This is a genomic window from Brevundimonas sp. AVps4 (assembly GCF_058681525.1).
The window spans coordinates 1,401,482-1,418,813 of the sequence record NZ_CM178741.1 but is presented as its reverse complement, the minus strand read 5'-3'; the positions used below and the strand labels follow the sequence as shown (position 1 = coordinate 1,418,813).

Below are 17,332 nucleotides of genomic sequence, written 5' to 3'. Positions count from 1 at the left end.
GCACCTCAGGCGCTGAGGGCCGGACGGTCGCTGACCACAATCGGGCGATCGGCGTCGAACCAGTTGATGGTGCGGCACAGACCGTCAAGCAAGGCGGTGGTCGGGCGCCAATCCAGGACTGCATCGGCCTTGGCGATATCCGGACGGCGACGCCGCGGGTCGTCGGCGGGCAGCGGTCGGTGGACGATTCCGGAGCCGGAGCCGGTCAGATCAAGAATGACCTCGACCAGTTCGGACACCGTCAGCTCGACCGGATTGCCGAGGTTGATCGGTCCCGGCTGCGGTCCCTCATGCTCCATCAGGGCGATCAGGCCGCCGATCATGTCGTCCACATAGCAGAAGGACCGGCTCTGGCTGCCGTCGCCATAGATGGTGATGGGCGCGTCCGAAAGGGCCTGGGTGATCAGGTTGGAGACGACCCGACCGTCGGCCGCCGACAGGCGCGGCCCATAGGTGTTGAAGATCCGCGCCACGCGAACCTCGGCTCGCCCCGCCCGATCATAGTCGAAGACCAGGGTCTCGGCCGCCCGCTTGCCCTCGTCATAGCAGGCGCGCGGGCCGATCGGATTGACGTTGCCGCGATAGGTTTCCGGCTGGGGATGGACCTCCGGATCGCCGTAGACCTCGCTGGTGGAGGTCAGCAACAGACGCGCGCCGGTCTTCTCGGCCAGTTGCAGCAGGTTACGAACCCCGAGGATGCAGGTCAGCATCGTATGCTCCGGATCCTGCTGATACTGCGGCGGCGAAGCAGCGCAGGCCAGGTCGTAGATGCGGTCGAACCCACGGGCGGCGATCCGCTCCGGCAGGGGGTCGACGATGTCGTGGCGCACGAACTCGAACCGCGGCTGTTTCATCGCGTCCTTGAGGTTCGCCAGGTCGCCCGTCTGCAGATTGTCGAGGCAGACGACGTGGCGACCTTCCGCCAACAAACGGTCGCACAGGTGCGAACCGAGGAAACCGGCGCCGCCGGCGACCAGGACGGTGCGGGTGTCGGATATGGACTTCATAGGTCGGTCCTTCGTCTTGGCCCGTGGAGCCGCGATCAACTCACGCTCCAGAGTGTGGGCGCGGTGGGAGGGGGTGTGTTCGGACAGGATGCGACGGCGCGCGGCCTCGCCCATCGCCCGAGCCTGATCCACAGGCGCGGACAGCGCCTCGATCACCGTCTCGGCGGCGTCGGCCAGCAGGATCTCCTCGCCCGGGGTGAAGAGCGTCTCGATGCCAGGCCAGGCGTCTGAAATGATCGGGCAGCCGCAAGAGCCGGCCTCGAACAGCCGGATCGAGGGGCTGTGCCCGGCCGCCCGCATGTCCGCGCGAGTGACGTTCAGGGTGAAGCGACTGGCGGCGTAGAAGGCGGGATGGTCGGCCGGGGGCAGATGGTCGATCCGCTCGACATTCTCGGGCCAGTCGATGTCATCGGGATACTGAGGGCCCGCCACCACGAAGCGACGATCCGGCATACGCCGGGCCGGCTCCAGCAGCAGACGCTCCAATGTCGGCTGACGATCCGGGCTGTAGGTGCCGAGGTAGGACAGATCCCACCGCGGAGCGGCGGCTTGCGGTCGATAGGCCTCGGGGTCCGCCGAACAATAGAGGGCGCGGGCCGCCGGCGCGCCGTGGTCGCGCTCCAGACGCTCGAGCATCGCCCCGCCGGTGAAGGAGAAATAGATGTCGTAGTTCGCAATCTGGTCGGCTCGCAGATAGTCGCAGTCGTCTTGCGCCAGCCGGGCCAGGGTCACAGGGGTGTCGATGTCGTAGAAGGCGACCACGCCCGTCGCCGTGCGACGCGCCCACCGGCCGATCTCGATCCCCTCGGGCACGTATGAGCCGACCAGGACGGCGTCTGCGCTGCGCACCTCGTCGGCGAAACGCTCCAGATCCTGCAGATCCGAATAGAAGTCGAGGCGGCAATAGTGCGGATCCGACACATCGCGGTGCGCCGCATACCAAGGGGTTTCCCGCTCCAGGAACACCACCTCGTGTCCCCGGTCCGCGAAGGCGGACAGCAGGGCGCGGAAGGTCACGGCATGGCCATTGCCCCAGGCGGACGACAGGCTGAGCCCCAGCACGACCAGCTTCATGCCGCGCTCCTTTCGCGGCGCGCCGCAAGCCGTTCGCGGAACAGGGCGTCCACCGCCTCGGCCCGCTGGGCGTAGGTATGGTCCGCCAGGACGCGGTCGCGCGCCGCCCGGCCGATGGCCTGCGCCCGTTCCGGCGTCAGGGCGGCCAGATGCGCCGCCACGTCCTGGCCGTCGCGCGCCACCAGCACTTCGACGTCCGGCTTCAGAAACTGTTCGACGCCTTCCCAATAGTCGGTGATCAGGCAGGCCCCGGCGCCGGTGGCCTCGAACACCCGCGTCGCTGGCGAGAAGCCGACCTCGGCCATGCTGTCGCGGGCGACGTTCAGCACCGCCAGGGGCGTACAGTTGAAGGCGTTGTGCTGGGCCGTGCCCACATGACCGATGGTCTGGACGTTCGCCGACATGGCCTTGTCGGCCCAGCCGTTGCCGCCCAGCAGAAACCGGCGTTGCGGCAGGGCGGCGGCGGGCTCCAGAAAGAAGGTCTCGATCCGGCGTTCCCGATCCGGCAGTCGATTGGCCAGGAGCGCGAGGTCGGCGGAGAAGCCGGGGTCCGGCTGGACGGGATGATGGGTGGCGGGATCGAGCGCATTATAGATCGGACGGCAGTCGCGGGCGCCGAGCGCTTGGAACGCCTGCACGACCGGAGCGCCGCCGCCATAGGTCAGGACGTGATCAATCTGCGACAGGACCCGCCGCAGCGGATGATCGGGCGCGGCCTTCACCTCCGCCAGGGTGGCGGGGGCGTCCACGTCCCAGTAGACGGTCAGGGCGTCGGGGCGCGCCAGGTCGAACACGCCCAGCAGGACGTCGTCGAACACGCCGACGCCGGAAGCCTTGACCACTACGTCGGCCTCCACGGCGCGCGCCATGGCTGTCTTGCAGCCTTCGACGGTGTTGTCCCACACCACCACCTCAGCCCAGTCCGGCGCATCAATGTCGCGATGCTGCTGCCGGTCGAAGGCGTCGGGCTCCAGAAACAGGATGTCCCATCCGCGTTCGGCCAAGGCGCCCAGCAGGCCGCGATAGTAGGTGGCCGCGCCGTTCCAGTAGGACGACAGCAGGCTGGAGCCGTAAAAGGCGATCTTCATTCCGCAATCTCCATGACGGGGTGGAAGGTTGGAGCGGGATCGGCGGCGGGCGCGCCGAGCCGCCCCAGCACCGCCATCAGTTCATCGACCCGGTGTGCGCAGGTGTGGCGGGCGCGGATTGCCGCCAGTCCGTGGTCGGTCAGTTCCGCGCGCAGGCCGGCGTCCGACTTGACCGCCCGGAGCGCCGAGGCCATTTCGCTGCCGGACCGCACCATCAGGAAGTCACGACCGACCTCGAACAGGCCCTCGCTGTCCGTCCACGGCGCGCTGACCAGGGGGATTCCACAGGCCAGGGCTTCGAACACGCGAATGGTCGGAATGCCCGGAAGCGTCTCGACGTAGAAACGGCGCGGGACGTGAACGGTCGCCAGGCGCCGTGCGAACACCCCCGGCGCGGCCGCATTGGCCAGCCAGCCGTGATAGCGGACGTCGTAGCGGTCCAGCAGGCGCCGCGCCGCCTCGGGATAGCGGACGCCGTAGAGATCAAGGGCAAGGCCGCTCGCCGCCGCCGGGGCGAACAGAAATCGCTCCAGCTCCGCAGTCCGCTCCCCGTCGCCCCAGTTGCCGACCCAGACCAGTCCTTCCCGGCCCTGCTGCTCAAGCGGAGGATGGAACAGGCGGACGTCGGCCGCCTCATGCCAGACGAAGACGCGATCGCCCCAGCCCCATCGGCGGTACACCGCCGCCAGGGTCTCACCGAAGGCGAGCACCCCGTCATATTCCGACAGGTCGAAAGCCTGCATGGCCTCCGGTTCGCTGACGGCCCGGTGGTGGGTGTCGTGAAACAACAGAGTAAAGCGGCCCCGCCCCCGCGCGCGACCGACGGCCGCCACCAGCGCCGGATCGTTCCATTCATGCACGATGACCAGGTCCGCCCCGTCCAGCGCCCGATCCACATCAAGGGGCGGATGGAAGCGGCGGCTGACCAGTTCGGGATAGGCCTGCCGATAGGGCGCCAGTCCTTCTTCGCCATGGTCCGCGACCAGATTGGCGCGGCTCCAGGCGTCGTGCGGCTCCCACGCCTCGACCTGATGGCCGCGGGCGATCAGTTCGCGCAGCACCCCCCGCAGGAAATGCACATTGCCGTGGTTCCAGCACGACTCCAGCGAATGGGTAAAATAGACGATCTTCACGCCGCCGCCTCCCCGAAGGGGGCGCGCTGGGCCAAGGCCTCGGCATAGACGGCCAGGGTTCCCTCGACCATGGCCTCGAGGCTGAACTGTTCGGCGCGCTCGGCCGCCAGCCGTCCCAGGCGGCGCGCGCGGTCGGCGTCTTCCAGCAGTTCATCCAGAACGACCGCCAGCGCGGTGTCGTCTTGCGGAGAGACGAACAGCGCCGCCCCCTCCCAAAGCTCGCGGAAGGTCGGAATATCGGCCAAGACCAGGGCGCATCCCGCCTGGGCCGCCTCCAGCACGCCCAGGCCGAAGGGCTCGTAAAGCGACGGGGCGCAGAAGATTGACGCCAGTCGAAGCCTTTGCTGCAAGTCGGTGGGGCTCAGCGCGCCCAGGGGCTGGATCCGGTCCAGATGAACCGACTGACCGTTCGGTCCTTCAAGCGGACCGGCGGCCTCGACGCGGCCCCGCATCCGTCGGGCGGCCCGTTCGAGGGTCGCAATATTCTTGCCCTCGTCCCACAGCCGGCCCGAGGTCAGAACCTGCCGGCGCCGGGGAACCGGGCGGGTTCCAATGGGACGGCGGCCGTTTCGAACCGTAGCGGGCAGGACGCCGTAGCGCGCCGCCGTCGTCTGCATGAAGGCGAAACTGGGGGCGATCAGACGGTCACAACGCCGGTAGCCCTGGGCGAGCCGCTCCGTCCGCCAGTCGAAATCCTCCGGCAAGGCCGTTCCACGCACCGCGTCCCACCAGGTCGCCACGCAGGAGTGACAAACCCCGACCACGGGCGCGCCCCAGTCCTCGTCGCCCCGCAAGGCGGGGCTGTTAAGGTGCACCAGATCCACACCGTTCTGGGCAGCCAAACCGCGCAGGGCCCGCGCCGTCTGGTCCAGCGGGCGGGGACCGTCCGCCAGCCAATCGAGCGTCCCCCCCGCCTCGACCAGCGTGAGCCCCCCAATCTGTTCGGCGGCTCGTCGCTGGGCGGGACGGGGCGCAGGGCCCGACACGGCTAGGGTGATGCGGACGCCGCGCGCCGACAGGCCTTCCGCCAGATCCAGCGCATAGGTCCAGACGCCGCCCACGGCGTCGGTGGTCATCAGCACGTGAAGGGGGACCAGACTCATGCCGCCGCCGAGCCGATGCGGGCGTCCAGTCGCCGTTCCGCCCGCAGCCAGTCCGCCAGGTCCGACACGCCCGGCCGCCAGGACTTGACCGCGCCCAGCCCCAGGGCGCGGTGGGCCGCCGAGGCGTCGGCGACGAAGTAGCGCTGATCCCCGGCCCGCCAGTCCTCAAACTGCAGTTCGGTCGCGCGACCGAGCAGTCGGTCGATATGAGCGATCAACCCCCTCAGGCTGACGGCGTTCTCAGGCCCGCCGCCCAGGTTGAAGGCGCGGCCCGACACGGCCTCGATCCGCTTCCAGGCCGCGACATAGGCGTCGACAGCGTCCGATACGTCCAGAATATCGCGCACCTGCCGACCGTCGCCGTAAAGGGTGATCGGGGCGCCTTCCAGCGCCCGGATCAGGAAATGGGCGACCCAGCCCTGGTCCTCCGTACCCATCTGACGGGAACCGTAGATGCAGCTCATCCGCAGCACGCAGGTCGGCACGTCGTAGCTGCGGGCATAGTCCAGCACATACTGATCGGCCGCGCCTTTGGAGCATCCGTAGGGCGTGTGGAAGTCCAGCGGCCGCCGTTCGTCCACGCCCCGAGTCCGCAGCGCGGGCTCCGTCGGCAGCCAGGCCTCGTTCTGAACGGCCAGTTCGATGTCGCCCAGATCGCCGTAGACCTTGTTCGTGCTGGCGAAGACGACCGGAGTGCATCGACGGCGCGCCGCCTCCAGGACGTTGAGCGTCCCGATCAGATTGACGTCGAAGTCGGTGCGGGGATCGACCAAGCTGGTCGTCACCGCCACCTGGGCGGCCAGGTGGAAGACCACGTCCGCCTGGGCGACCGCCGTCTCGACCGCCTCGGCCTGGCGGACGTCAGCGGTCAGGTGCCGGACCTGTGCGCCGTGGCGCAGCAGCAGCCATTTGAGGTTTCCCTCCACCCCCCGCCGCGCCAGGGTGTCCAGCACCACGATCTCATGACCCTGGCCGGCCAGTCGGTCGGCGAGGTTGGAGCCGATGAAACCGGCGCCGCCCGTGATCAGGACGCGGCTCATGCGACCAGCCCCCGACGTTCCAGCTCGCCGCGCGCCTGATCAACCCGGTCCTGGGCTTCCTGGCGCGCCACCCATTCGGCCAGTTCCTCAAGACCTGCCGCGAAGTCCTGACGCGACTCATAGCCGAGTTCCTCGCGGGCCTTCGTCAGATCGGGAATATTGTGGCGGATGTCGCCTGCCCTGGCCTTGTTGGTGATCAGGGGTTCGATATCCGGCCGCCCCATCGAGGCCGCCTGCAGCCGCGCCACGTCCTCGACGGTGCGGTCCTCCCCAGAGCCGATGTTGAAGACCTGCCCATTCGCGTCCGGCTTCTCCAGCGCCAGAAGGAAGGCGCGCGCCACGTCCGAGACATGCACGAAGTCGCGTCTCTGACGGCCGTCCTCGAACACCATCGGCGACTGACCGTTGGCGATGCGGGAGGCGAAGATGGCCAGGACGCCGGTGTAGGGATTGGAAAGGGCCTGCCCCGGCCCGTAGATGTTCCAGAGCCGCAGGGCGCAGCTTTCCATCCCGTATTGGGCCGTCAGGGTCAGGGTGAGCCGTTCCTGAACGAATTTGTTGATCGCATAGACGCTCTTCAACGCCGGCGACTTGGTCTCTGGCGTCGGCACGGGGATCAGCGCACGCCCCTGGTCGTCCGTGGGGTCCCATGAGCCGTCCGGGTTCCGGGCGCCGCGCACCACCTCCTGACGCAGATCGCCGTCTTCAGTGCGGTACAGGCCCTCGCCGTAGATGCTCATCGAGGAGGCGACGACCACCCGCTGCACCGGCTGGTCGATCAACTGCTGGAACAGCACCGCCGTGCCGTAATCATTGACCGAGGTGTAGCGGTCGATCGCATACATGCTCTGGCCGACGCCGACCTCCGCCGCCAGGTGAACGACCTTGTCCACCCCCTGAAGCGCCGCCCGGACCCGGTCCTCGTCGCGAATGTCGCCGACCACCAGTTCGACCTCGGGGTCCAGTTCGTCGGGCCGCGCGCCAGTGGGGTGAACCTGCTCGATCAGGCTGTCCAGCGCCCTCACCCTGTGGCCTTGTTCAAGCAGGGATCGGGCGAGATGACGGCCGACGAAGCCCGCGCCGCCGGTGATCAGGACAGTGTTCGCCATGGGGATCTCCGGCTCAGCGCTGCACGAACTTGGAGAAGCGGCTCATCTCGCCGCTGCTCGTATGGTCCTGCGCAAGCAAGGCCAGGTCGCTGTCTTCGAAGATGCGGAAGAACTCGTCCCAGGAGATCTCCTCCAGCGCCTCTTCCTTGTCGCCGAAGTCGAACCTCAGCACCCCGCCGCCGTCGGCGTCGGCCGTGCTGGCCACGCGAGAAGGCCTGGCGCCGCGGGCCTCGGCCCAGGCGCGGATGTCGTCATGATCAGTCAGGCGGTTCGCTTCGGACATGGTGCAGCTCCGGCAGGTTCACCCGAGCAACAGCTTCTTCTACCCATCTGTTCCGATATTCGGAGCGTTCAATTTTGAACATATTGCGCTAGCACTTCCCTTTCCGCCTTTTCTTTCAATGTTCAAAATTCGACACAAGAACATATATCGTCCGCTTCGAACCTTGATCTGATGGATACTTGGCCATTTCACGGAACCGGGAGCTTTGTAGATCCTTCCTCTTGCTGCGGCCGATCGGGCCGCGGAACGGCGAAGGGACCAGCCAATGCAGCGAAAATCCGTTCGGATCGGCGTCGTGGGCGTGGGCAACTGCGCTTCGTCCTTCGTTCAGGGCCTGGCCCATTACGCGGCGGCCCCCAGCAACGCCCCTCCGCCCGGGCTGATGAACGTCGAACTCGGCGGTTATCGTATCGAAGACATGGAAATGGTCAGCGCCTTCGACATCCATGCGGCCAAGGTCGGCCGCGACTTGTCGGACGCCATCTTCGCCCCGCCGAACAACACCTTCCGCTTCGCCTCCCCCGGCCCCTCGGGCGTCACCGTCCAGCGAGGACCGACGTTGGACGGGATCGGCCGATACATGATCGACGACCTGGAAGAGAGCGCCGCTCCCCCCGTCGATGTGGCCCAGGCCTTACGCGACAGCGGAACCCAGGTGCTGGTCTCCTACCTGCCCGTGGGATCGCAAAAGGCCACCGAATATTACGCCGAACAGGCGCTGCGGGCCGGCTGCGCCTTCGTCAACTGCATTCCGGTCTTCATCGCCTCGGACCCAGCCTGGGCGAAGCGGTTCAGCGACGCCGGACTGCCGCTCGTCGGCGACGACATCAAGAGCCAGGTCGGCGCCACCATCGTCCACCGGGTTCTGGCCAATCTGATGCGTGAGCGGGGCGTGCGCGTGGATCGCACCTATCAGCTCAACTTCGGCGGCAATTCCGACTTCAAGAACATGCTGGAGCGCGAAAGACTGACGTCGAAGAAGATTTCCAAGACCCAGGCGGTCACCAGTCAATTCGAGACGCCCCTGGCCGACGACGACGTCCATGTCGGCCCCAGTGATTTCGTCCCGTGGCTGACCGACCGCAAATGGGCGCACATCCGTCTGGAGGGCACCACCTTCGGCGACGTGCCGATCAGCATGGAGGTCAAGCTGGAGGTCTGGGACAGTCCCAACAGCGCAGGCGTCGTCATCGACGCCGTCCGATGCGCCAAGGTGGCGATGGATCGCGGCGTATCCGGGCCTCTGATCGGGCCGTCCAGCTGGTTCATGAAATCCCCCCCGGAACAGTTCACGGACGAGGAGGCGCGCGAACGGACGCTGCGCTTTATCCGAGGCGACGAGCCCGCCCCTGCCCCGCGCCCCACTCGCCTGGTCTCGTGACGATCATCCACCTGATCCGACACGGAGCCCACGATCTTGTGTCCCGACGGCTTTGCGGACGCACCCCTGGCGTGGGTCTGAGCGACACGGGAAGACGTCAAGCCCAGGCTCTGGCGCGCGCCCTCCCCCGACTTGATCGGGTGCTGACCAGCCCCCTGGACCGGACGCGAGAGACCGCCGCCGTGATAGCCGCCGCCCACTCCGGTCGGCTCGAAGAGGAAGCCGCCTTGAACGAAATTGATTTCGGGGACTGGACCGGCCGGGATTTCGCCCAACTGGACGCCCTGCCCGAATGGCGCCGGTGGAACGCCGCCCGCGACCAGGGCCGGGCGCCGAACGGCGAGTCGATGCTGGAGGTCCAAGGCCGCCTGTCCCGCTGGCTGGAGACGATGGCCGCCGCCGACGCCGGAGCCGTGGCGGCGGTCAGCCACGCCGACGTGATCAAGTCGGTCGTCGCCCTGACTCTGGGGCTTTCGCTGCGACACCACGATCGGTTCGAGATCGCGCCGGGGTCGATCACCACCGTCTCGGCGACGCCGGAACACCTGTCCCTTCTTCGCCTGAATGAGGTTCCTCATGGCTGAACTCAGCGCCGCGCAGGTTCGCGCTCGGGTGGCCGAACTCGGCCCCTGGTTTCACAATATGGAGCTGAAGGGGGTTCGCACCGCGCCGGATCACTTCCTCCACGACTATCCCGCCAACAAGTTCGCCCGCTTCGCCCATGTGATCCCCGATGATCTGAGCGGCCGCAGCGTGCTCGATATCGGCTGCAACGCCGGCTTCTACTCGCTGGAGATGAAGCGGCGGGGGGCGGACCGGGTGCTGGGCGTCGATTTCGACGACCGCTATCTGGACCAGGCGCGGCTCGCCGCTGAGGTCGAAGAGGCGGATATCGAGTTCCGCAAACTGTCCGTCTACGACCTGGCCAAACTCGGCGAACGGTTCGACCTCGTCATCTTCATGGGCGTCCTCTACCACCTGCGCCACCCGCTGCTGGCGCTGGACCTGATCCACGAGCACGTGGCCGACGACCTGCTTCTGTTCCAGTCGATGCAACGCGGCGCAAACGACATCTTTGAACCCGAAATCGACTACGACTTCAGCCAGACGGCCCATTTCGACCGGCCCGACTATCCGAAGGTGCACTTCATCGAGCACCGCTACGCCGGAGACTGGACCAACTGGTGGGCGCCCAACGCCTCGGCCAGCGCGGCCATGCTGCGCAGCGCGGGGTTCCAGGTGTTGGATCGACCGGAGGAGGAAGTCTTCCTGTGTCGCCGCACAGAACGGCCGACCGAGGCCGGCGCCGTCTATCCCGCCCGCTCGCCCCTCAACGGCCATGACAAGACCAAGGAGCCGCGCCGATGATCGAGGCCGTCAAGATCTGGAACGAACCGAACAACAAGTCCCACTGGGACCCCCTGCTGGACCCCGAATGGGCGCGTTTCGCCGAGATGACGCGGCTGGCCGGGGCCGCTGTCCGGGCCGAGAATCCCACGGTGACCCGCGTCCTGGGCGGGATGTCCCCCATCGACCCTTCCTTCGTTCGGCGACTGGAGGAGATGGGGGTGATGGGGGCGATCGACGTGGTCGCCGTCCATGGTTTTCCCCTGGACTGGAACCTGTGGCCCATCGACGAATGGCCCGCGCGAATCGACGAGATCAAGGCGGTCACCGACAAGCCGGTCTGGGTGACGGAGGTCGGGGTCTCCGCCTTCGGCTCCGAAGAGGTCCAGGCCTGGGGCGTGAAAAAGACCGCCGAACTGCTGATCGGCAAGGCGCCCCGCATCCACTGGTACAGCCTGTACGACCTGCCCCGCACATGGGAGGCCACGACACGGCATCGGGAGGCTGAGGGGTCGTCCTACTACCGGCACTTCCACATGGGCCTGTTGCGAGAGGACGGCTCGCCCAAGGCCGCGCTGGAGGCCTTCCGGCCCTATGCGGCCGACATGGGGGTCTGCCAGTGGTTTCACTTCCAGGATCACAGGCTGGACGATGCGGTCCGATGGCTGAAGGACCTGGGCGTACGTCGGCTGCGCACCGGCCTGTCCTGGGCGGACCGTTATCGCGACGGCGCCCTGGACTGGTTCGACCGGCAGATGGAGACCTTAGCCGACTTCGACGTGACCGTGACCTTCTGCTTCACGCCCGAGCATCGCGGTCTGGAGCCCCACCACACCAGCCCGCCGCAGGTCGCCGAAGAGTTCGCAGACTTCTGCGCCGAGATGACCGCCCGCTATGCGCCGGCCAGACCGCAGGATGCGGCGATCAGCCCAGCACGACTGATCGCGTGATGCGCCCGGCCTCGTCTGCAGACAGGCGGCGCCCCCGCCCGAAGTCGGCGGCGCCCGGTCCGGTCGAGCCGAAGGTCGCGAAGCGCGCCTCCTCTGGCTGAAGCATGGTGCGCGGATTGCCGTCGCGCCCCGTGTACCACATCTCCGTCCAGCCCTCCGGGGCGATGTGGTCGTCCATCCAGCAGTCCAGAAAGGCGGCCGCGCCGACGTAACGGGGATCGCCGTATCGCCCATCGGGAAAGGCGCTGGACGGCCGCCAGGGTCGGCCCAAGAAGACGGAGCCCGGACGAACATCGGCGTCCTTGGTCAACCGGCAGTCTTTGAAGACGAAGCCGAACGGCTGATCGATCGGGGTGCTGGGCGCGGTGACGTAACCCTCGATCGGATCGGCCGGACGTGTGCGCGATCGGATTTCGCAGCCTTCGAACCAGGCGCGCCCGCCGCCGAAGATGAAGTCATAGCTGCCCGTGATCAGACAACGGTCGAACAGGGTCGATCCCGCATCGGGGAACAGGGTGTCCTGGTAGCTGAGGATGTCGCAGGCGCGCACCACCGCCCGGTCGGAGCCCTTGTCCATCATCAAGGCGACCGCCTGGGGGCCGGCGCCGTTGTGAGAATGCAGGCCGTTCGACTTGGTCATCTCCGCCAAGCCGTCGAAGGCGTTGTTGATCGTCAGGGTCTCGGCGTGAAAATCCGGGGCGCGGACGAACAGAGTCGCCGTGCGGAAGGTGCCCCAGGGCCGCCCGTCCGGCGCCGCCAGTCCGGAGGCGGCTAGGTGGTTGATCACTGAACCGCTGCGGTCTTCACCGATCAGATGAACGAAGGGCTTGTCCACCACCACCTGTTCGGTCCAGATCCCGCGCGTGATCAGGATGCGGAACGGCCGCGTCCCGTTCGATGGGGCGGCGGCGATGGCGGCCGACAGGCTGGAATAGGCCGGGGCGGCGAAGGTCCGCCCCGAGGCGGGTTTGGCGACCACCGCATCATAGGCCCGCGCCCTCGACCAGGCGGGCGGACCGACCGTCGCGAGCGGCAAGGCGGCGCCGGCGGCCAGGACAGAACGACGATGAAGCAGCGGGTTCATGGCGTCTCCGAATGAAAAGCGGGCGCCGACCGGCGAACCGGCCGACGCCCATCCTCGGGAGGGGAGAGGATGACTAGAAGCTGTAGCGGACGCCGAAGTTGTACTGCCGGCCGGTGTGCGAATAGACGTAGATGCTGTCGCGACGGCTGTCCGTATATTGCTCGTTGAAGGCGTCGGTCAGGTTCAGCCCTTCGAACGTCAGCTTGATGCGGTCGTTCAGGGCGTATGAGGCCGAGGCGTCCACCGTGACGATGTCGCGCACCCCGTCGATGTCGTTGGTGCTGGTCCCGCTGGGCACGGCCGTCAGATAGCGGTCGCGATAGGCGGCCGAGACGCGGGCGCTGAACCGATCGTCCTCGTAATAGAGGGTGGCGTTATAGGCCGTTTTCGACAGGCCGATCAGGTCGTTCTCGACAAAGCCGGTCGGGGACCGCGACGAGATATAGCTGATCTTGGAATCGACCAGGGTGACGTTGAAGATGGCGCCCAGATTGTCGAAGGGTCCGGGCAGGAAGCTGAACGGCTGCTGGTAGCTGACTTCGATCCCCTTCAGCGGACCGCCCTCGGTGTTGACCGGCTGGCTGAACAGGAAGACGTCGCTGGGCGAGACCCCCAGGCCGTTCAGCAGTTCGAGCGGCAGACCCGACTCATTGAACGGGCGCGAGGTCCTGGACGTCTGAATGTAACTGTCGATGTCCTTGTAGAACAGACCGACCGACAGCAGGGCTTCCGGCGCGAAATACCACTCGGCCGAAAGGTCGTAGGTGGTGGCCCGGATGGGGTCCAGATAGGGGTTGCCCGAGCTGACGCTGAAGACGCCCACGGTGCTGAGGCTGCCCCCGGGCGTGACACTGCCCAGGTTCGGACGGGTCATGACCTTGGCCGCGCCGAAGCGGACCAGGAAGTCCGGCGTCACTTCAGCAGTGACGTTCAGGGCGGGCAGGACGTCGTCATAGTCGCGGTCCACCGTCGTCTGCTGCGCCGCTCCGGCGACCAGCTGATAGCCGGTCGAGCTCTGTTCCGTCTTCACATAGCGCACCCCGACGTCGCCGCGGATCGGCACGCCGGCCAGTTCGGTGCTGAAGTCCAGTTGCAGATAGGCGGCCGAATCCTTCTCCGTCACGCTGCGGATATTGCCGCGCGCATTGCTGTTGGACGCCCCGCTCAGCTCGAACAGGCCCGTGTTGCTGTAGATGTCGAACAGGTCGGCGAAGGCCTGAAGGTTCGGCGCGATCCAGCTGGTGACCGTTCCGGCCGGCGCGTCCAGGTTCCGGCCGAAGCCGCTGACCAGTTCGGTCAGGCTGGCCAGGGTCACCCCGGCCGGCAGCTGGGGCACCACGCCTTCATTGACCCGCGCCAAGGCCCAGGAGTCGAACTCATATTCCTTGTAGTTGACGCCGGCCTTCAGGGTCAGGGACGGATTGAAATCATAGCCGGCGTCAAACTGGGCCGTCTTGATGGTGTTGGTCACGCCCTGAGGCCGCAGACGGATCTCCGAGCGGGCGGCGCCGAAATTATAGGCCAGCGGATCGGTGACGTCATAGCCGAAGCCGATCAGCGGCGCGTTCCGGTTCTCACGGTAGTCGTAGAAATAGTTGTCCGAATTCTCGCGGTTCAGGATGACCGTGGTCTGGATCGGATTGTCAAAGTCCGACTTGGAGTAGCCGACCAGACCCTTCACCCGGAAGCGATCGCTGAAGTCGTGCTCCAGGCTCAGCGTCGCCTGGGTGTATTTGGTGTCCAGCTCGTCAAAGCGGGTTTCGGTCTCCACATCGACGTCGTCGAACAGACCATAGACCATGTCGCCGTTCGCATCGATGACGCCGTCGCGAACGATGATTTCGGGCCGGCCGCCCTGAGAGGCGTTGCGGGCGAAGGACAGGGCTTCCAGCCAGTTCTCCTGCCGCGTCGCCTTGAAATCGGAATAGAGGAGATCAAGGTTGATCAGCGTCTGTTCCTGCGGGCGGAACTGCAGCGAACCCGTCAGGCCCAACCGCTCCTGATCATGGGTCAGACGGCCGTAGCGGGGAAAGCGCGGCGAATAGACGTCCGCCCGGCGCGCATCGGCGAAGGGTGAAGCCGGGTTGTATCCGCCCGCCTCGGTTCCGTTCAGCCAGCCGCCGGACCCGTGGCCTTCCTCCAGCAGACGCCGCTTGGTGTAGGCGACCGAGACCAGGGCGCCCAGGCGGCCGTCCATCCAGGTGTTGCTGGCCAGGGCGGCGAACCGGGGGTCCCATTCCTGCGACAGATCATTGTAGCCGTATTGACCCGACAGGACCAGGTTGGCGCCGGCGTAGTCGAAGGGCCGGCCGGTCTGCAGATCCACCGTCGCCCCGAGCGAGCCCTCCTCCGTCTCGGCCGAGGCCGTCTTGCGCACGGTGATGCTGTTGAAGAGTTCCGAGGCGAAGACGTTGAAATCGAAGGCGCGGTTGCGGTTGGCGCCGCCCGAGCTGTCGGTGCCCGAGGCCGTGCTCTGACCCTCCACGCCGTTGATGCGCACACGGGTGAACTGCGGTCCCAGGCCGCGCACGGTGATCTGTCGGCCCTCGCCGGCGTCGCGGGCGATGGAGACGCCCGGCACCCGCTGGATGGACTCCGCCAGGTTTGCGTCCGGGAAGTCGGCCATGTCCTCGGCCTTGATGACGTCCACGACGCCGTTGGCGCGGCGCTTGGTCGTCAGGGCGCTGCTGAGCGAGGCGCGGAAACCGGTTACCACAATCGAGTCGACTTCAGAGACCGGATCCTGCGTCTCATCCCCCTGGGCGACGCGGGTGTCGCGGGCGAGGACGGCGGTCCGTCCGTCGTTGGACGCGACGACGAGGTTGGTGCCGGCGAGCAGTCGGTCCAGGCCCTGCTGCACGGTCAGGACCCCCTGAACCGCGCCGGTCTGCTGCCCCGCCACGGCGTCGGAGGACGCCAGGAGTTGTAGATCCGCCTGCCGGGCGAAGGCCGGCACCCCGGTCGCGGCGGGTTGGGCCGGCACGTTGAACTGCCGCGTCTGGGCGTGGGCGGCTCCGGCCGAAGCCAGGGCGATGGTGCTGACGGCGATCATGAGCGACGCGCGAGCGTCGAATTTTGGCGCGAATGGCATGCGCAGGCCCTCCCTTATCTGTTTCCTGTTCCCGGACCCTTCTGACGAGGGTTCCATTCAAGCGATGCTCAGGCGCGGACTTTCCGTCACGCGCCCGTCATTTTTCTTCTTCAGCCGCCCAGAACGATGACGGTGTCGGAAACCTGGACCGATGCGCCGTGCGCGACGGCGACCGCCCGTGCGAAGCTGTCGGGCTCGTTCGTCCGGAACCAGCCCACCACGCGGCGCCCCTCCAGGGCCGGGTCGCTGATGATGATCTTGCGGCTGTTGTAGCGATTGAACTCGGCGGCGGCGGCGGCGACCGTGTCGCCGTCAAGCACCACCTGACCGTCGCGCCAGGCCAGGGCGCGCTCCGCCTCCAGGGGCCGGCTGACGGGACGCGCCGCGCCGGCCTTGTCGCCAATGAAGACCTGTTCGCCCGCCTTGACGCGCCGCCGTGCGCCGCCGGGGTCGTCGACGCTCCAGACCTCGACGACGCCTTCGGTCACCATGACCTGGGCGCCGATGCTCTTGCGGCGCACGGAAAAGGCGGTGCCGACCGCCTGCACCCGCACCGCGCCGGCCTCGACGACGAAGGGGCGGGCGGCGTCCTTGGCGACCTGGAACCAGGCCTCGCCGCGCTCGATCGCGACCTCGCGGCGGCGCGGCTTCAGGCTGACCTCGACCACCGTATCGGTGTTGATCGCGGCCAGAGAGCCATCCTCCAAGGGCACCCGGCGGATCTCGCCCAGACGAGTGGACAGTCGCTGGCGTTGCAGGGCCGAGACGAAAACACCGCCGGCCGTCAGCGAGGCGGCCAAGCCGGCCGCCCCCGCCAGGACCCAGCGCCGGGCCGGCCGACCTGTCGTCGCCCCGGGTTCAGCCGCCTGGGCGGGCGCGGCGGCTAAACAATAGGCCGCCTGCGCTCGCGCCAGCGCTCCGCGGTGACGCCGATCCTGGGTCAGCCAGGTCTCCAAGGCCGCGCGTTCGACGTCCGGCAGCGGGCGATCCAGCTTCACCGCCCAGGCGGCCGCTTCCGCATCGATCGGATTCAGGTCGGAAGCGCTCATGCCTTGCGCCTCGTCATGCCCGGCGCCTCGTCCGCGGCCAGGGCGGCCAGAATCGCCTTCAGCCCACGCGCGGCTTCGTTCTCGACCACGTTCTCGCTGACACCCAGTCGGCGTGCGATCTCCCGCTGCGACAGACCCAGAATGCGCCGCATCTCGAAGATGCGCCGGCATCGGTCGGGCAGACGGCTGATGATCTGCATCACGCGTTCAAGTTCCTTGCGCCCGGCCGCAATACGCTCCGGAGACGGTTCGTCCCACTCGATGTTCAGACCGTCGATTTCCGTCACGGTTTCGAACCGAACGACGCGTTGCCGACGCAGCTGTTCGAGAACGATCGACCGGGCGGTCTGGAAGAAGTAGGCGCGGGGGCTGCGGATGCGGCCTGGATCGTCCAGATCGACCAGTCGGCAATAGGCCTCCTGGATCACATCGTCCGTTTCGGAGGCGGCGACCAAGGACTGGGCAAGCCAGCGGCGGACGTCCGCCTCATGCGGCAGAACCTCGCGCGCCAGCCAGCGCACGGCCTCGTCGCTTGGAATGCTCAGTCTGGTCGCCACAGGCCCCTCCATCTGATGACGATGAGCGGCGCGACC

Annotated in this window: 15 protein-coding genes; 4 read left to right on the top strand and 11 right to left on the bottom strand. The window is 67.3% G+C overall.

The genetic code is table 11. The annotated features are described in order from the left end of the window. Positions 1-5: 5 nt before the first annotated feature. Genes ACW178_RS06935 through ACW178_RS06905 form a run of 7 tightly spaced genes read right to left on the bottom strand, consistent with a single transcriptional unit; the run spans position 6 to position 7,837 of the window. Entirely contained in the window at positions 6-2,081 is a 2,076-nt protein-coding gene (locus tag ACW178_RS06935) for a bifunctional glycosyltransferase/UDP-glucuronate decarboxylase (protein WP_287104587.1), read from the bottom strand. Continuing rightward, positions 2,078-3,169, bottom strand: coding sequence for a CgeB family protein (locus ACW178_RS06930; RefSeq protein WP_287104588.1), 1,092 nt, complete (start codon positions 3,167-3,169; stop codon positions 2,078-2,080). The genes ACW178_RS06935 and ACW178_RS06930 overlap by 4 nt, the downstream gene beginning before the upstream one ends. Next, positions 3,166-4,302 carry a CgeB family protein gene (locus ACW178_RS06925; RefSeq protein ID WP_287104590.1) on the bottom strand — a complete coding sequence of 379 codons (1,137 nt, stop codon included), beginning with the start codon at positions 4,300-4,302 and terminating at the stop codon, positions 3,166-3,168. Before ACW178_RS06925 ends, ACW178_RS06930 begins: the two co-directional genes overlap by 4 nt. Continuing rightward, positions 4,299-5,405, bottom strand: coding sequence for a glycosyltransferase family 4 protein (locus ACW178_RS06920; RefSeq protein WP_287104592.1), 1,107 nt, complete (start codon positions 5,403-5,405; stop codon positions 4,299-4,301). The genes ACW178_RS06925 and ACW178_RS06920 overlap by 4 nt, the downstream gene beginning before the upstream one ends. Beyond that, positions 5,402-6,445 carry an SDR family NAD(P)-dependent oxidoreductase gene (locus ACW178_RS06915; RefSeq protein ID WP_287104594.1) on the bottom strand — a complete coding sequence of 348 codons (1,044 nt, stop codon included), beginning with the start codon at positions 6,443-6,445 and terminating at the stop codon, positions 5,402-5,404. Before ACW178_RS06915 ends, ACW178_RS06920 begins: the two co-directional genes overlap by 4 nt. Next, a complete protein-coding gene (locus tag ACW178_RS06910) occupies positions 6,442-7,554 on the bottom strand; it encodes an NAD-dependent epimerase/dehydratase family protein (protein WP_183217644.1) in 1,113 nt (370 codons plus the stop codon). The genes ACW178_RS06915 and ACW178_RS06910 overlap by 4 nt, the downstream gene beginning before the upstream one ends. 13 nt (positions 7,555-7,567) lie before the next feature. After that, positions 7,568-7,837, bottom strand: coding sequence for a hypothetical protein (locus tag ACW178_RS06905; protein ID WP_182714104.1), 270 nt, complete (start codon positions 7,835-7,837; stop codon positions 7,568-7,570). A 265-nt stretch (positions 7,838-8,102) separates the two neighbouring features. On the opposite strand from ACW178_RS06905, the gene ACW178_RS06900 reads away from it, so the two are divergent. From ACW178_RS06900 to ACW178_RS06885, 4 genes are read left to right on the top strand one after another with little or no spacing between them, the layout of a single operon-like run. Then, positions 8,103-9,218 (top strand): inositol-3-phosphate synthase, encoded by a 1,116-nt coding sequence (locus ACW178_RS06900; RefSeq protein WP_492025007.1) that lies wholly within the window; start codon positions 8,103-8,105, stop codon positions 9,216-9,218. A gap of 38 nt (positions 9,219-9,256) precedes the next feature. Beyond that, the gene (locus tag ACW178_RS06895; protein ID WP_492025006.1) at positions 9,257-9,802 is read left to right on the top strand and encodes a histidine phosphatase family protein; all 546 of its coding nucleotides are present in this window, start codon (positions 9,257-9,259) and stop codon (positions 9,800-9,802) included. Then, complete coding sequence (locus tag ACW178_RS06890) at positions 9,795-10,586, top strand: TIGR04290 family methyltransferase (RefSeq protein ID WP_287105710.1); 792 nt, start codon at positions 9,795-9,797, stop codon at positions 10,584-10,586. The genes ACW178_RS06895 and ACW178_RS06890 overlap by 8 nt, the downstream gene beginning before the upstream one ends. Further along, positions 10,583-11,515 (top strand): glycoside hydrolase 5 family protein, encoded by a 933-nt coding sequence (locus tag ACW178_RS06885; protein WP_287105711.1) that lies wholly within the window; start codon positions 10,583-10,585, stop codon positions 11,513-11,515. The genes ACW178_RS06890 and ACW178_RS06885 overlap by 4 nt, the downstream gene beginning before the upstream one ends. Here ACW178_RS06885 and ACW178_RS06880 read toward each other — a convergent pair. From ACW178_RS06880 to ACW178_RS06865, 4 genes are all read right to left on the bottom strand, one after another. After that, entirely contained in the window at positions 11,490-12,599 is a 1,110-nt protein-coding gene (locus tag ACW178_RS06880; RefSeq protein ID WP_287105712.1) for a pectinesterase family protein, read from the bottom strand. The genes ACW178_RS06885 and ACW178_RS06880 overlap by 26 nt on opposite strands. Positions 12,600-12,672: 73 nt before the next feature. Next, complete coding sequence (locus tag ACW178_RS06875; protein ID WP_395942200.1) at positions 12,673-15,651, bottom strand: TonB-dependent receptor; 2,979 nt, start codon at positions 15,649-15,651, stop codon at positions 12,673-12,675. Between the two features lie 149 nt (positions 15,652-15,800). Beyond that, positions 15,801-16,739 carry a FecR family protein gene (locus ACW178_RS06870; RefSeq protein WP_201463806.1) on the bottom strand — a complete coding sequence of 313 codons (939 nt, stop codon included), beginning with the start codon at positions 16,737-16,739 and terminating at the stop codon, positions 15,801-15,803. Further along, positions 16,736-17,296 (bottom strand): sigma-70 family RNA polymerase sigma factor, encoded by a 561-nt coding sequence (locus ACW178_RS06865; protein ID WP_228186374.1) that lies wholly within the window; start codon positions 17,294-17,296, stop codon positions 16,736-16,738. Before ACW178_RS06865 ends, ACW178_RS06870 begins: the two co-directional genes overlap by 4 nt. Positions 17,297-17,332: the final 36 nt, after the last annotated feature.

Coding starts and splice junctions, on each gene's coding strand:
- ACW178_RS06910 (WP_183217644.1), bottom strand. CDS start 7,554: ATGGCGAACACTGTCCTGATCACCGGCGGCGCGGGCTTCGTCGGCCGT.
- ACW178_RS06880 (WP_287105712.1), bottom strand. CDS start 12,599: ATGAACCCGCTGCTTCATCGTCGTTCTGTCCTGGCCGCCGGCGCCGCC.
- ACW178_RS06870 (WP_201463806.1), bottom strand. CDS start 16,739: ATGAGCGCTTCCGACCTGAATCCGATCGATGCGGAAGCGGCCGCCTGG.
- ACW178_RS06930 (WP_287104588.1), bottom strand. CDS start 3,169: ATGAAGATCGCCTTTTACGGCTCCAGCCTGCTGTCGTCCTACTGGAAC.
- ACW178_RS06900 (WP_492025007.1), top strand. CDS start 8,103: ATGCAGCGAAAATCCGTTCGGATCGGCGTCGTGGGCGTGGGCAACTGC.
- ACW178_RS06875 (WP_395942200.1), bottom strand. CDS start 15,651: ATGATCGCCGTCAGCACCATCGCCCTGGCTTCGGCCGGAGCCGCCCAC.
- ACW178_RS06890 (WP_287105710.1), top strand. CDS start 9,795: ATGGCTGAACTCAGCGCCGCGCAGGTTCGCGCTCGGGTGGCCGAACTC.
- ACW178_RS06905 (WP_182714104.1), bottom strand. CDS start 7,837: ATGTCCGAAGCGAACCGCCTGACTGATCATGACGACATCCGCGCCTGG.
- ACW178_RS06935 (WP_287104587.1), bottom strand. CDS start 2,081: ATGAAGCTGGTCGTGCTGGGGCTCAGCCTGTCGTCCGCCTGGGGCAAT.
- ACW178_RS06885 (WP_287105711.1), top strand. CDS start 10,583: ATGATCGAGGCCGTCAAGATCTGGAACGAACCGAACAACAAGTCCCAC.
- ACW178_RS06915 (WP_287104594.1), bottom strand. CDS start 6,445: ATGAGCCGCGTCCTGATCACGGGCGGCGCCGGTTTCATCGGCTCCAAC.
- ACW178_RS06920 (WP_287104592.1), bottom strand. CDS start 5,405: ATGAGTCTGGTCCCCCTTCACGTGCTGATGACCACCGACGCCGTGGGC.